The organism is Planomonospora sp. ID91781 (assembly GCF_015711595.1).
GTDB classification, from domain to species: Bacteria; Actinomycetota; Actinomycetes; order Streptosporangiales; family Streptosporangiaceae; genus Planomonospora; species Planomonospora parontospora.
This window is the reverse complement of the sequence record NZ_JABTEY010000001.1, coordinates 96,341-110,624: the sequence shown is the minus strand read 5'-3', so window position 1 is coordinate 110,624 and position 14,284 is coordinate 96,341. Positions and strand designations below refer to the sequence as shown.

General features: G+C 70.8%; 14 protein-coding genes and 1 tRNA gene. 13 read left to right on the top strand and 2 right to left on the bottom strand.

Features of this window, described 5'->3' with window-relative positions; genetic code table 11:
• The first annotated feature begins 27 nt into the window (after nt 1–27).
• From HS048_RS00485 to HS048_RS00425, 13 genes are all read left to right on the top strand, one after another.
• Nucleotides 28–654 carry a SurA N-terminal domain-containing protein gene (locus HS048_RS00485; RefSeq protein WP_196465787.1) on the top strand — a complete coding sequence of 209 codons (627 nt, stop codon included), beginning with the start codon at nt 28–30 and terminating at the stop codon, nt 652–654.
• Nucleotides 655–677: 23 nt separating this feature from the next.
• Nucleotides 678–1,628 (top strand): MazG family protein, encoded by a 951-nt coding sequence (locus HS048_RS00480; RefSeq protein ID WP_068901126.1) that lies wholly within the window; start codon nt 678–680, stop codon nt 1,626–1,628.
• Nucleotides 1,629–1,842: 214 nt separating this feature from the next.
• Entirely contained in the window at nt 1,843–3,120 is a 1,278-nt protein-coding gene (gene eno, locus HS048_RS00475) for a phosphopyruvate hydratase (RefSeq protein WP_068901127.1), read from the top strand.
• Nucleotides 3,121–3,446: 326 nt separating this feature from the next.
• Entirely contained in the window at nt 3,447–3,941 is a 495-nt protein-coding gene (locus tag HS048_RS00470; protein ID WP_068901129.1) for a septum formation initiator family protein, read from the top strand.
• A gap of 64 nt (nt 3,942–4,005) precedes the next feature.
• Nucleotides 4,006–4,551: a DUF501 domain-containing protein gene (locus HS048_RS00465; protein ID WP_196465786.1), complete on the top strand. Its 546-nt coding sequence runs from the start codon at nt 4,006–4,008 to the stop codon at nt 4,549–4,551.
• On the top strand, nt 4,548–5,507 hold the full coding sequence (locus HS048_RS00460; RefSeq protein ID WP_196465785.1) for a Ppx/GppA phosphatase family protein: 960 nt from the start codon (nt 4,548–4,550) through the stop codon (nt 5,505–5,507). Before HS048_RS00465 ends, HS048_RS00460 begins: the two co-directional genes overlap by 4 nt.
• A gap of 169 nt (nt 5,508–5,676) precedes the next feature.
• Nucleotides 5,677–6,831 (top strand): hypothetical protein, encoded by a 1,155-nt coding sequence (locus HS048_RS00455; protein ID WP_196465784.1) that lies wholly within the window; start codon nt 5,677–5,679, stop codon nt 6,829–6,831.
• Nucleotides 6,832–7,035: 204 nt separating this feature from the next.
• Nucleotides 7,036–7,833, top strand: coding sequence for a uracil-DNA glycosylase (locus HS048_RS00450; protein WP_068901136.1), 798 nt, complete (start codon nt 7,036–7,038; stop codon nt 7,831–7,833).
• A gap of 171 nt (nt 7,834–8,004) precedes the next feature.
• Nucleotides 8,005–9,321, top strand: coding sequence for an NAD(P)/FAD-dependent oxidoreductase (locus tag HS048_RS00445; RefSeq protein WP_068901137.1), 1,317 nt, complete (start codon nt 8,005–8,007; stop codon nt 9,319–9,321).
• A gap of 155 nt (nt 9,322–9,476) precedes the next feature.
• A tRNA-Leu gene (locus HS048_RS00440) sits at nt 9,477–9,549 on the top strand.
• A 219-nt stretch (nt 9,550–9,768) separates the two neighbouring features.
• A complete protein-coding gene (locus HS048_RS00435) occupies nt 9,769–10,551 on the top strand; it encodes a Bax inhibitor-1/YccA family protein (RefSeq protein WP_068901139.1) in 783 nt (260 codons plus the stop codon).
• 192 nt (nt 10,552–10,743) lie between these two features.
• Nucleotides 10,744–10,968, top strand: coding sequence for a DUF4287 domain-containing protein (locus tag HS048_RS00430; protein WP_068901464.1), 225 nt, complete (start codon nt 10,744–10,746; stop codon nt 10,966–10,968).
• Between the two features lie 69 nt (nt 10,969–11,037).
• Complete coding sequence (locus HS048_RS00425; RefSeq protein ID WP_068901140.1) at nt 11,038–11,448, top strand: PPOX class F420-dependent oxidoreductase; 411 nt, start codon at nt 11,038–11,040, stop codon at nt 11,446–11,448.
• A gap of 17 nt (nt 11,449–11,465) precedes the next feature.
• Here HS048_RS00425 and HS048_RS00420 read toward each other — a convergent pair whose 3' ends face one another.
• Both HS048_RS00420 and HS048_RS00415 read right to left on the bottom strand, forming a co-directional pair.
• A complete protein-coding gene (locus tag HS048_RS00420) occupies nt 11,466–12,686 on the bottom strand; it encodes an acetyl-CoA C-acetyltransferase (RefSeq protein WP_068901142.1) in 1,221 nt (406 codons plus the stop codon).
• Nucleotides 12,687–12,965: 279 nt separating this feature from the next.
• On the bottom strand, nt 12,966–14,282 hold the full coding sequence (locus tag HS048_RS00415; protein ID WP_230880670.1) for a PQQ-binding-like beta-propeller repeat protein: 1,317 nt from the start codon (nt 14,280–14,282) through the stop codon (nt 12,966–12,968).
• Nucleotides 14,283–14,284: the final 2 nt, after the last annotated feature.

The window sequence follows — 14,284 nt, the reverse complement described above, 5'->3', positions numbered from 1 at the left end:
GCGGCATTTGTCGTGAAGGGATCGCAAGTGAAGTCGACTCGAGTGCGCGTCATCCTGGCGGCCGTGGCCGTGGGGGCCACGCTGACCGCCTGCTCCCCGGCGCAGGTCGGCGCCGCCGCCGTCGTGGGCGACCAGCGGATCAGCTCCAGCGAGCTGGAAGCCGACGTCAAGGAGTACGAGGCGGCGGTGGTCGCCTCCGGCATCAACAAGAGCCAGCTCCAGCTCCGGGGCTCGGTCCCGCAGGCCGTGCTGACCAACGTGATCGCCATCGAGCAGCTCGACCAGCTCGGCGCGCGCAAGGGCGTCACCGTCACCGAGGCGGAGGTCGACGCCTTCCTCACCCAGATCGCCACCCAGGGCGGGCAGACCCAGCGCATGCCCGACGAGCAGATCGCCGTCAACGTCGGCGTGCCCCCGTCGAAGCTGCGCGACCTGGTCCGCATCACCCTGGTCGAGCGGAAGCTGCTGGCCGGGCTCGGCGCCGGGCAGGACGAGGCGTCCCAGCAGGCCGCGTCCCAGAAGCTCGCCCAGGAGGCGGCGACCATCAAGGTCGTGCGCAGCCCGCGCTACGGCGTGGCCAACCCGCAGTCGCAGGGCGGCGCGGACTCCTACGTCGACGCCGGCCGCTTCGGCGCGGTCCCCGCGTCCTCGTAACCTCCGACGGACGCCCGACGGACATGCCGCTGATCCTCGTCACCACCTCGCCCCGGGTCGCGCCGGGTCTGCTGAGCCACCGCGCCTGGCAGGTCCTCGCCGCCGGCCCGGTGCGCACCGCCGCACCGGACCACCCGCACCTGCCGTTCCTGGCCGAGGCGGGGATCGAGGTCGAGGTCGCGGAGCCCGATCCGGCCGCCCTGGTCCGCGAGGCCCAGGGCGGGGACGTGGTCTGGCTGGAGGCCGACGAGGCGCTGATGCGCCTGATCGGGCACGCGGCGGTCGCCCTCGACGACCCGCCGGTGATCGAGGTCGTGCCCGGCTCCTACGACCTGCCGGGCGCGCGCCTGCTCGACCTCGTCGCGGTGATGGACCGGCTCCGCACCCAGTGCCCGTGGGACGCGGAGCAGACCCACGAGTCGCTGGCGCCGTACCTCCTGGAGGAGGCCTACGAGGTGCTGGAGACGATCGAGGAGGGCGACCGCGGCGCGCTCCGCGAGGAACTGGGCGACCTGCTCCTGCAGGTGGCCTTCCACGCGCGCGTCGCGCAGGACCGCCCCGAGGGCGAGGGCGGGTTCGACGTCGACGACGTGGCGGCGGGCATCGTGGACAAGCTGGTCCGGCGCCACCCGCACGTGTTCGCCGCCGTGCGGGTGGACGGCGCCGAGCAGGTCAGCGACAACTGGGAGACCATCAAGGCGGCCGAGCGCGCCGCCAAGAGCGGCGGCGACGCCGGATCCCCGGTCGACGGCGTGCCCATGGGCCAGCCCGCGCTCTCCCTCGCCGCCCAGCTGCTGCGCCGCGCCGGACGCGCCGGCGTCCCCGCGGACCTGCCGGAGGGCGTCCCGGCCGACGGCCTCGGCGCCCGCCTGTTCGAGCTGGTGCGGCAGGCGCAGGCCGAGGGGCTGGACCCGGAGGCGGAGCTGCGGGCGGTGTCCCGCGCCTACCGCGACATGGTCCGCAAGCGGACCTGATCCGGCGGATCCGGACGGACGCGGAGCGGGTGCGGACCGGGCAGGGACCAGGTACGGACCGGGCACGGACCAGGTGCGGGCCGGGCACGGAGCGGGTGCGGGCCGGGGCGGGGACGCGTCCGGATCCACGCCCCCGGCGGGGCGGTAGCCGTACTGGGAAGTAGGGGTCGATAGGCTTTTGCAGCAAACTGTCCTACGACCTTAGGAGCGCTTCGTGGCTTCCATCGAGGGCGTACACGCCCGCGAGATCCTTGACTCCCGGGGTAACCCGACGGTCGAGGTCGACATCCTGCTGGACGACGGCAGCGAGGGCCGCGCCGCGGTGCCGAGCGGGGCCTCCACCGGCCAGTTCGAGGCCGTCGAGCTGCGCGACGGAGACGAGCGCTACGGCGGCAAGGGCGTGGAGAAGGCCGTCCTCGGGGTGACCGACGAGATCGCCGACGAGATCCTCGGCTTCGACGCGGCCGAGCAGCGCAGCATCGACCAGGTCATGATCGACCTGGACGGCACGCCGAACAAGGCCAGGCTGGGCGCCAACGCCGTGCTGGGCGTCTCCCTGGCGGTGGCCAAGGCCGCCGCCGAGAGCGCCGAGCTGCCGCTCTTCCGCTACCTCGGCGGGCCGAACGCGCACGTGCTCCCGGTGCCGATGATGAACATCCTGAACGGCGGTGCGCACGCCGACACCAACGTCGACATCCAGGAGTTCATGATCGCTCCGATCGGCGCGGAGAGCTTCCGTGAGGCCGTCCGGATGGGCACCGAGGTCTACCACGCGCTCAAGGCCGTGCTGAAGGAGAAGGGCTACGCCACCGGCCTGGGCGACGAGGGCGGCTTCGCACCGAACCTGCCGTCCAACCGCGACGCGCTGGACCTGATCCTGGTCGCCATCGAGAAGGCCGGCTACACGCCGGGCGAGGACATCGCGCTCGCCCTCGACGTGGCCGCCTCCGAGTTCCACAGCGAGGGCGTCTACACGATCGACGGCAAGGGCCTGTCCGCCGCCGAGCTGATCGCCTTCTACGAGGACCTGGTCGCCAACTACCCGCTGGTCTCCATCGAGGACCCGCTGGACGAGAGCGACTGGGAGGGCTGGAACGCCATCACCAAGGCGCTCGGCGACAAGGTCCAGCTCGTCGGCGACGACCTGTTCGTGACCAACCCCGAGCGGCTGGCCCGCGGCATCGCCGAGGGCACCGCCAACGCGCTGCTGGTCAAGGTCAACCAGATCGGCACCCTGACCGAGACCATGGACGCCGTGGACCTGGCCCACCGCAGCGGTTACCGGTGCATGATGAGCCACCGCTCCGGCGAGACCGAGGACACCACGATCGCCGACCTCGCCGTGGCCACCAACTGCGGTCAGATCAAGACCGGCGCCCCGGCCCGCTCCGACCGGGTGGCCAAGTACAACCAGCTGCTCCGCATCGAGGAGCTCCTCGACGACGCCGCCCGTTACGCGGGCCGCGCCGCGTTCCCGCGCTTCCAGCGCTAGCTTGACAGCGTACGGCTCGCGCCCGTCCTCCATCCCGGGCGCGAGCCGTACCGGCACGGCCCCGGACACGACGCACGACGCCCGGACCGAGGAGCGAGGGAACTCCGGCGTCCGGACCGAGGTGCGAAGGAGCCCGCGAGGGGGCTCCGGCGTCTGGACCGAGGAGCGAAGGAGCGCAGCGGATGAGCGACGAGGGAAGACGCCGGTTACCGGCCCCCGAGCCGCGGCGCGCAGCGTCGCCGTCAGCAGAGCGGATGAGCGACGAAGGTGGACGCCGGTTACCGGCCCCCGAGCCGCGGCGCGCAGCGTCGCCGTCAGCAGAGCGGATGAGCGACGAGGGCGGACGGCGGGCAGCGGCGCCCGAGCCGCGGCGCGCCGGCGTCGCCGCCGGCAAGGGGAAGCGGCCGCAGTTGACGGCGCGGGCCGCGGTGCTGGCGGTCGTGGTGTGCGCGATCGCGATGAGCCTCGCCTACCCGGTCAGGGAGTACATCGCGCTGCGCCGCAACATCGCCCAGCTGGAGCAGGACAAGGCCAGGGAGCTGGCGGCGATCAAGGCGCTGGAGGACCGGCGCAGACAGCTGCAGGACCCCGGCTACATCAAGCGGCAGGCCCGGGAACGGCTGTTCTACTGCGAGCCGGGGCAGAAGTGCTACGTCGTCATGGACGACGAGCCCGCGGGCCGGAAGGGTGCCGCCGCGCAGCAGAAGGCCGCCGTCCCGCCGTGGTACCAGACGCTCTGGGAGTCGGTCGAGGCCGCGGACACGGGCAAGGGGCGCAGGGCGCCCGCCGCCGGAGCGGGTCCGGCGCGGCCCGGAGGGTGACCGCCCGCCCCTGGCGGGATCCGGAGGGCGATAGCCTGGACGCCGTTTCCAGGGGGTGTGCTGAATGGTCGACGACCGCGACGTGGCGGCGGTGGAACAGCAGCTCGGCCGGGCGCCGAGAGGGCTGCGGGCGGTGGCGCACCGCTGCCCGTGCGGACTGCCGGACGTGGTGGAGACCGCGCCGCGGCTGCCGGACGGCTCCCCCTTCCCGACGCTGTTCTACCTGACCTGCCCCCGGGCCAACTCCGCCATCGGCACCCTGGAGAGCACGGGGATGATGCGGGAGATGCGGGAGCGCCTCGCCGGGGACCCGGAGCTGGCCGAGGCCTACCGGCTGGCGCACGAGGACTACGTCGCGCGCCGCGACAAGGCCGCCGCCGCGGAGGGACTGGAGCCGCTGCCCCGGGGCATGCAGAGCAGCGGCGGCATGCCCGACCGGGTCAAGTGCCTGCACGCGCTGGTCGCGCACGAGCTGGCGGCGCCGGGGACCAACCCGTTCGGCCGTGAGGCGCTCGACGCGCTCGGCGAGTGGTGGGCCGACGGCCCCTGCTGCCAGGTGGAGGGGGCGGACACGTCCCGCACGACAGACTCCGAGGAGGACGACCAGTGACCCGTGTCGCCGCGATCGACTGCGGTACCAACTCCGTCCGTCTGCTGATCGCGGACATCCACCAGGACTCGCTGCACGAGGTCGAGCGGCGGATGGAGATCGTCCGGCTCGGGCAGGGGGTGGACGAGACGGGGAGGCTGGCCCCGGAGGCGCTGGAGCGGACCTTCGCCGCGATGCGCGGTTACGCCCGGCTGATCGAGGACCACGGGGCCGCCGCGGTCCGCGTGGTGGCCACCAGCGCCACCAGGGACGCGGCCAACCGGCAGGACTTCGCCGACGGCGTGCGGGAGATCTTCGGGGTGGAGCCCGAGGTCGTCACGGGCGCGGAGGAGGCGGAGCTGTCGTTCACCGGGGCCACCGGGGATCTGGTGAGCCTCTCGCCCGAGACCGGCCTGCCCACCCCGGTCGGCACCCGCCCGCCGTACCTCGTGGTGGACATCGGCGGAGGCTCCACGGAGTTCGTGGTCGGCTCGACGCACGCGGAGGCGGCGCTCTCGGTGGACATCGGCTGCGTCCGGCTGGCGGAGCGGCACCTGCGCGGGGCGGGTGACCCTCCTGCGGCCGCGGCCGTCGAGGCGATGACCGCGGACATCGACGACGCGCTCGACCGGGTCGCGGAGGAGGTGCCGGTGGAGCGGGCGCTGACCATGGTCGGGCTCGCGGGTTCGGTGACCACGGTCGCGGGGATGGCTCTTGAGCTGGATGAATATAGCGCGGAAAAAATCCATCACTCACGAATTCCGGCAAATCGGGCACATGAAATATCGCGCCGTTTGTTTGAAATGTCCCATTCTGAGCGGCTGGCCGTGCCGGTCATGCATCCCGGAAGGGCCGACGTCATCGGGGCGGGCGCGCTCATCCTGGACCGGATCCTGCAGCGGTACGGCTTCGCCGAGGTCGTCGTCAGTGAGCGCGACATCCTCGATGGGATCGCCTGGGGTCTCAGCAAAAAGTGACGACATCTGGACAAAACGCGTTTAGTTGGAGTATTGAGTGATCTATCCGTTTTATGGTTAGGTGAAGAAGCTTTAGCGAGGCTTTGCCGTGGGGCCCGGCACAGCTGGTGTCGGGGCGGCAACCGTCTCCGGAGCGCACCCGCTTCCTAACGAAACGGAGCATCCCCTCATGAAGTCCGGTCTAGCGCGCAAGCTGGCCGCCGTCGGAGCCGGCGCGGCCATGCTGGCGACGATGGCGACGGGCCTGCTGGCCACGCCCGCAGCGGCGGCCAGTGCGTCCACCGCGGGGAAGGCGACTTCCTCGCACACCAAGCCGGCGGTCTCCGTCGGCACCCCCAAGGTCTCCCTCTCGAACTACGAGGGAGACTGCCCGGTACGGGTCACCTTCTCCTCGCGGATCAAGGTGAAGGCCGTCAAGGGCAAGACCACGGTCGCCTACCGGTGGCTCCGTGGCAACGGTTCCAAGAGCTCGGTCAAGACCTTCACCGTGGGCAAGGGCGTCAAGTACGTCACGGTGAAGGAGACCCACAAGATCGGTGGCGACACCAGGGGCTGGGAGGCGCTGCAGGTCCTGGCGCCGCGCAAGGCCACCTCGAAGAAGGCCTACTTCAAGGTCTCCTGCGACGAGGGTGACGGCCACAAGGTAGAGGTCAAGGACCCGCGCACCAGCACCAGGGTGTGGGTGAACGAGGGCAACTGCAAGGCCGTCCTCGTCGGCCGCATCAGCTCCCACCGCGGCTGGGTGCGCTACCGCTGGGTCGTCAACGGCCACGTCGTGGACCACGGCAAGGTCTGGGTGGACGGCTCCCGTACCGTCTCCCACGTGATCCGCACCCGTGAGAGCCTGCGCGGCTGGGCGTCCCTGCACGTCTCGGACGGCCACCACAGCAGCTCCGACCGCACCGGGTTCAGGATCTGGTGCAAGGACTGGTCGCCGAAGCCTCCGAGCCACCCCTCGGTGAAGGTCGAGGTCACCGGTGTGACCGCCGACCAGACCGCGGCCCAGTGCCCGAAGGGGACCCTGAACGCGTCCGGCGGCATCCACTCCAGCGGCTGGGCCAAGGTCCGGTACGAGTGGCTCGTCAACGGCCAGGCGGTCCAGAGCGGTTGGGTCGAGTTCGGTCGTGAGGGCGGTACCCGGACGGTCTTCTACACCGGGTCGTCGGACGGTCTGAAGGGCGGCGTCGTGTCGCTGAAGATCGACGGTGACTCCGAGTCGGACGGCTACGCCCGGGCTTGCGCCGAGCCGAAGCCCGAGCCCAAGCCCGAGCCGACCACCTCTGCTCCGGCGGAGCAGAAGTCCACGACTGAGACCGGTGCCTGAGCCGCGGACCGAAGGCCTCGGCCTGAGCTGAGGAAGATGTGACAGAGGCGGCGCCCGCTCCGTGCGGGCGCCGCTTCTCTGTGTCCGCCACCGCCTCCTTCCGCCCGCCCGGTCGCGGCACAGCCCACCGCCGTGCCGCCGTCGGCCGTCGGCCGTCGCCCGGCCCCGCTCCCGGGTGGAGCCGCAGGGTGGCACGATCGGGGCATGACCTTCGTTCCTCCGGGGTCCGGCTGGCCGGACGACCCGGCCCGGCCGGACACACCCGTCGCGCACGACCCCGGCGAGGTGGGAGAGCTCGCCTCGGCGAGCCCCACCCTCGCCGAGCTCACGGCCCGCCAGTCGGTCTGCCGCGCCTGCCCCCGCCTGGTGGAGTGGCGCGAGGAGGTCGCGACGGTCAGGCGGCGGGCGTTCGCCGGGGAGACCTACTGGGGCAGGCCCATCGCCGGTTGGGGCGAGGAGAGGCCGGAGATCCTGATCGTGGGACTGGCCCCGGCCGCGCACGGCGGCAACCGGACCGGGCGCATCTTCACCGGGGACCGGAGCGGGGACTGGCTGTTCGCCTCGCTGTACCGCACGGGCCTGGCCGCACAGGAGACCAGTGTCCGGGCGGGGGACGGACAGCGGCTCCTCGGCGCCCGGATGGCGGCCGCGGTCCGGTGCGCGCCGCCGGACAACAAGCCGGCGCCGCAGGAACGGGCCGCCTGCTTCCCCTGGCTGGCCCGCGAGGTCGAACTGGTCGCGGAGAGCCTGCGCGTGGTGGTCGCCCTGGGCGGATTCGCCTGGCAGGCGGTCTGGCCCGCGTTGCGGGAGGCGGGATACGCCCTGCCGCGACCGCGGCCCGCCTTCGGGCACGGTGCCGAGGTCCGGCTCTCCCGCGGTGGAACTTCCACACATCTTCTCGGCTGCTACCACCCCAGCCAGCAGAACACCTTCACCGGCCGGGTGACGGCCGAGATGCTCGACCAGATCTTCACCAGGGCCAACGCGTTGCGAGCCCTGTGAGGTCCATCACAAAACAGAACAATCGTAGAATTTTCCTCCGAAATGAAGAGCAGATAGTCCGCTTTGCATAATTTTGAGGGAAGTTCCCAGGGGATGCCCTGGTGTGATCGGAAAGTCCGACGTATGCTTGTGAAAGCTTTCACAAGGCCTCGGACCGAAGGTGGCACCGAAGTGAACCGCAACTCCAAGCACATCGTGGTCGTCGGCGGCGGCTATGTCGGCCTCTACACCGTGCTGCGGCTGCAGCGCACGCTCCGCAGGGAGCTGCGCGAGGGCAGTGTGCGCATCACCGTCCTGACCCCCGAATCCCACATGACCTACCAGCCCTTCCTCCCCGAGGCGGCGGCCGGCAACCTCTCGCCCCGCCACGTGGTGGTCCCGCTCCGCCGGGTCCTGTCCGCGGCGACGATCCTCAACGGCAAGGCCTCCAAGATCGACCACGCGGCCAAGCGCGTGCACTTCGAGCCGAACGTCGGCACCCCCTACGAGATCGACTACGACGTCGTGGTGATGGCGGCCGGCTCGGTCTCCCGCACCCTGCCCATCCCGGGCCTGGCGGACGCCGCGATCGGTTTCAAGACGGTCGGCGAGGCGATCGCCCTGCGCAACCGGGTGCTCGGCCTGCTCGACCGGGCGGAGAGCAACGGCGACGAGGCCCTGCGCCGCCGGGCGCTGACGTTCGTCGTGGTCGGCGGCGGCTTCGCCGGCATCGAGGCGCTGGCCGAGCTGGAGGACATGGCGCTCGACGCGGTCCGCTACTACCACAACGTCCGCCGTGAGGACCTGCGCTGGGTCCTGGTCGAGGCCACCGACCGCATCCTGCCCGAGGTCGGTCCCGAGATGGGCATGTGGACCGCCGAGCAACTGCGGGAGCGCGGCATCGAGGTCAAGATGAACACCCGGCTGGAGTCCTGCGAGGGCGGCCTGGTCAAGCTGTCCGACGGTGACGAGTTCGAGTCGGCCACCATCGTGTGGACCGCCGGTGTGAAGCCGAGCCCGGTCGTGAACGCCGGGGACCTGCCGCTGGACGAGCGCGGCCGGATCAAGACGAGCACCCGGCTGACCGTGGTCGGGGTCCAGGACGCCTTCGCCGCGGGAGACGTGGCCGGGGTGCCCGACGTGACCAACCCGGGCCAGTACTGCGCGCCCAACGCCCAGCACGCGGTCCGTCAGGCCAAGGTCCTCGCCGACAACATCACCCGGCACCTGCGCGGTCAGGAACTGGTCGACTACCGGCACAAGTACGTCGGATCGGTCGCCGGTCTGGGGCTGCACAAGGGCGTCGCCAACGTCTACGGCGTCAAGCTCCGCGGACTGCCCGCATGGTTCATGCACCGCACCTACCATCTGTCGAGGGTGCCGACCCTGAACCGCAAGGTCCGGGTGATGGCGGACTGGACCCTGGCGCTGTTCTTCAAGCGCGAGACCGTCTCGCTGGGGGAGATCGAGGCTCCGCGCGAGGAGTTCCGCGCGGCGGCGACGACCTGATCCCCGGCGCCGGGGGCGCGCCGATCATCGGGTCCCGGGGTCGCGCCGATCACCGTGCCGGTCCCGCGGGGCCCGGTCCGTCGCACGGACCGGGAACCGTGGGGCAGATGGCGCGAGCGGTTACGCCCGAGTGGTCCGTTACGTATGATTGCGGCGCCCCCGTAGCCCAATGGCAGAGGCATACCCCTTAAAAGGGTCGAGGTGCGGGTTCGAATCCCGCCGGGGGCACTCATGCGGTCCGGCTGCGGGTCCCGTCGGCGCAACGGCGTCCCGTCGCAGGACGCCGTGAGGTCATGGCGGGAACCGGGAACTCAGAAGAGGAGCCGGTCGTTGGAGAAGACGGCGGTAGCCGTACGGCCAATCGCGCACGATGGATATCAGCACGATACGGCTGTGTGACGAACGATCGAATACGCTGATCGTGTAGGTCGCAGCGTGGAGGCAGCGATGGAGAGCAAGAACCCCGTATTCAAGCGGCAGCCCCATGGCCAGCAGGCCTGGGGCGGGCCGACCCCGACCCCTGAGCAGCTTCAGGGCATGTACGACAGCCCGTCGTACGCACCGCCCGCGCAGCGGGCCATGACGATCGACGACGTGGTCGTGCGGGGCTTCATCACCCTCGGCACGCTCGTCGTCTCGGCCGCCGCGGCCTGGGCGCTCAACCTCGGCTGGGGCGCGGCGATGGTCGGCGTGCTCGCCGGCCTGGTGCTGGCGCTGGTGATCTCGTTCAAGCAGAGCACCAACCCGGTGCTGATCCTCGGCTACTCGGTCGCCTACGGCGTCGCCGTCGGCGTGATCAGCCACATGATGGAGAACATCTACCCCGGCATCGTCATCCAGGCGGTCCTCGGCACGGCCATGGCCTTCGGCGGCATGCTGACCGTCTACTCCCTGCGCATCGTCCGGGTGACGCCGAAGTTCACCAAGTTCGTCGTGGCGGCGGCGCTCGGCCTGATGGCCGCGCTGCTGGTCAACTGGGTCGCGAGCTTCTTCGTCCAGGGCGGTCTCGGCCTGCGTGAGGCCGGCCCGATCGGCTACCTCGTCAGCATCGCGGCGATCCTGATCGGCTGCTTCTTCCTGCTGCTCGACTTCGACCAGGTCGAGCAGGGCGTCCGGATGGGCGCCCCGGCGAAGTACTCCTGGCTGATGGCCTTCGGCCTGACGATGACCCTGGTCTGGATCTACCTCGAGATCCTGCGCCTGCTGAGCTACTTCAGCAGCAGCGACTGACCGGACATCTAGATAAGCGGACAAACCCCACCGGATCGCTCCGGTGGGGTTTTTCTATGCGAAAACGGGCACATTGTGAACGAAACACATCTGGAGATCAACGAAACGTGACAGAAGACCCTCCGCAGGTCTTGCCATCCGTAGTGTCGTGAGGCACTGTCGAGCAAAGGAGCCTTATCCGTGGAGGTGCCCATGCCGCTGAACCACTCACCGGAGACGCACAGCAAGCTGATCGCAAGGGTCCCGGACATCACGGGGCGCGCACTCCCCGAGTGGTTTCAAGCCATCGACAACGGTCCGTCGTTCCTTCGCTGCGACGAGCGCGCCAACTGGCTCGCCGCAGAGCACGGACTGACCCACGGCTACGCCGCCGCCATCGTGCACGAGCACGAGCGGCACCGCCGTCACCACTTCTGACTCGCCGTCTCGTGAGGACTCCGCCGCCACCGGTGGCGGAGTCCTCGCCTGCGCGGGGATGATGATCCAATGGATCTCGACAAGGCACGTGAGTTCATCCGGGGCAACCACCGGGCGGTCATGCTGACCTGGCACGCCGACGGCCGGCCCCAGCTCTCCCCGGTCACCGTGGGGCTGGACTCCCGGGGAAACCCCGTCGTCAGCACGCGGGAGACGGCGGCGAAGGTCCGCAACCTCCGCAGGGACCCCCGGGTGGCGCTCTGCGTGACCACGGACGCGTTCTTCGGCGAGTGGATCCAGATCGAGGGGACGGCCGAGGTCGTGCCGCTGCCGGAGGCGATGGACCTCCTGGTGGCGTACTACCGGGACATCTCCGGGGAGCACCCCGACTGGGACGACTACCGGGCGGCCATGGAGCGGGACCGGCGGGTGATCGTGAGGATCGACCTCACCCGCGCCGGTCCCGACGTCCACGGCTGACGGCTCCGAGCCGGGGGCTAGCTGAGACGCTCCAGGACCATGGCCATGCCCTGACCGCCGCCCACGCACATGGTCTCCAGGCCGATGGACTTGTCGTGGAACCTGAGGCTGTTGATCAGCGTGGAGGTGATCCGGGCGCCGGTCATGCCGAACGGGTGGCCCACCGCGATGGCGCCCCCGTTGACGTTGAGCCGGTCGAGGTCGATGCCCAGCTCCTTGTAGGACGGGATGACCTGGGCGGCGAAGGCCTCGTTGATCTCGACGAGGTCCACGTCGTCGATGGACATGCCCGCCCGGGCCAGGGCCTGCCGACTGGCCTCGATCGGGCCCAGGCCCATGATCTCGGGGGACAGGCCGCTCACGCCGGTGGAGACGACGCGGGCGAGCGGGGTGATGCCCAGCTCCGCGGCCTTGGTGTCGCTCATCACGATCACGGCGGCGGCGCCGTCGTTCAGCGGGCAGCAGTTGCCCGCCGTGACGGTGCCGTCGGGGCGGAACACCGGCTTGAGCTGGGAGACGGCCTCGTAGGTGGTGCCGGCGCGGGGGCCGTCGTCCTTGCTGACCACGGTGCCGTCGGGCAGGGTCACCGGGGTGATGTCCTGCTCCCAGAAGCCGTTGGCGATGGCCTTCTCGGCGAGGTTCTGGGACCGGACGCCGAACTCGTCCTGCTCCTGCCGGGAGACGCCCTTGAGCCCGGCCACGTTCTCCGCGGTCTGGCCCATCGCGATGTAGATGTCGGGCAGCGCGCCGTCCTCGCGGGGGTCGCGCCAGACGGGGGCTCCGCCCTCGGCGGCCTGCTTCCCCCGGGCCTGGGCGTCGAGGAAGAGAGGGTTCTGCGTGTCGGACACGCCGTCGGCGCTGCCCTTGACGAGGCGGGAGACGCACTCCACGCCCGCCGAGACGAAGATGTCGCCCTCACCCGCCTTGATGGCGTGCATGGCCATCCGCGTGGTCTGCAGCGAGGACGAGCAGTAGCGGTTGACGGTGGTGCCGGGCACGCCGTCCAGGCCGAGCAGGGTGGAGACCACCTTGGCCATGTTGAAGCCCTGCTCGCCGCCCGGCTGGCCGCAGCCCAGCATCAGGTCGTCGATGGTGTTCGGGTCGAGCTGGGGGACCTTGGCCAGTGCGGCCTTGATCATTTGCGCCGTCAGGTCGTCAGGACGGATGTCCTTGAGCGATCCCTTGAAGGCGCGTCCGATGGGCGAGCGCGCGGTCGCGACGATGACTGCCTCGGGCATTTGGCCTCCTGTGCTCATGGCGACGCTGCGCGTCGCGGCTCGGGGGCCGGTAACCGGTGTCTTCCCTCGTCGCGTGCGCGGCGTAGCTGCGCGCGCTCCTCAGTCCAGACACCGGAGCCCCCTCGCGGGTCCTTCGTTAATCGCTCCTCTGCGGAGGTTACCGCGCGGTAGTCCGGAAGCCACGACCCGGGGTGGGAAGAAACAGAACTTTGTTACGGAATGCCAAAGGGCCCCGCTGTTCGGCGGGACCCGGGCACAGTCATGGACGGACGACGGGCGCTAGCCGTACATCCCGGGGGCGGTGGCGGTGGCGTCCTGGACGCCGTGCAGGCCGCCCTTCTCGTCACGCCAGATCCGCCAGCCGTTCTGGCTGCCGGTGAACCAGCCGGGCGGGGCGCCGGCGTCGGCCACCCGCTTCCCGGTGGCCAGGTCGAACTCGCACAGCGAGGCCACCGAGTAGAACCCGGGGGTCTGACCCTTCAACGAGAGGGGCTTGGGATCGGTGACGCAGAAGGACCAGCCGCGCTCCTCCTCGACCTCGGCCGGCCTGCCGGTGGCGAGGTCGAAGGCGGTCCCGCGCTTGCCGTGCTTGAGGAAGCCGATCCGGTCCATCCGCGCGGGGAAGGCCAGCCACCAGCCCGACCCCGGGACGTCGGTCGCCGGGATCTGGCCGAGGACCCGGCCGCTCTCGGGGTCGAGCCGGGCGAATCCGCCGTACTGACCCTGCTGGTCGACCGGGCGGACGACCGGTGCGAACCCCGGGCTGCCGCTGGGGTACACGCGTACGACCGAGGGACGGATCCAGTTGACCGAGCCGTCGGAGAGCTTCACCGAGAAGAGCCCGAAGGTGGAGACCTTCTTCGTCCTGGGGTCGGTGTAGGGGGCGACGTAACCGACGAGGTTCTCGGCCGTCGAGCCGAACGACCAGCCGCCCGACATGTTGACGCCGGAGCCGAGGGCCTGCTCGACGGGCTGCTGCCAGACGACCTTCCCGGTCCGCAGGTCGTAGGCCTCCAGCAGAGGGTTGCGGGCCAGGCGCAGGAAGACCACGCGCGAGGCGTTGGACCACTGCACCTCCGCGATGCCGGGGAGCTTCCACCGCGGTCTCCCGGTGGCCGGGTCGAGCACGACGACCCGGGCCGTGGAGAGTGCGGTGTTCTCCGACAGGCACACGAACATCCCGCACTTCTGCGGCCCGAAGGTCGAGTGGACCGGCCGGGTCCACCGCGCGGTCCCGGTCTTCGCGTCGCGGCCGACGAGCGCGGCGGTCCGCCGCCGCTTCGCGGACGGATCGACGGTGACGACGACGGTGTGGTCCCGGCCCGTCTCGATGATCGCCGGAGCGGGGATCCCCATCCCGGGCAGTCGGCCCGCCATGACCGCGGGGGCGGACCACAGCCGTTTGCCGGAGTCGAGGTCGAGGGCGACCGTCTCCAGCGTGCCGTCGGGCTTGAGCGACGTCGTCGTGGCGACGCCGCCGGCGGTGGTGGTGCGGCTGACCGCGTTCACCTCGGTGTTGTGCCAGCGTGGGTAATCGGGGGTGGCCGCTTCGCTGCCGGAGCAGCCGGCCAGGGCCAGGGCTCCGGCGAGCACCATCG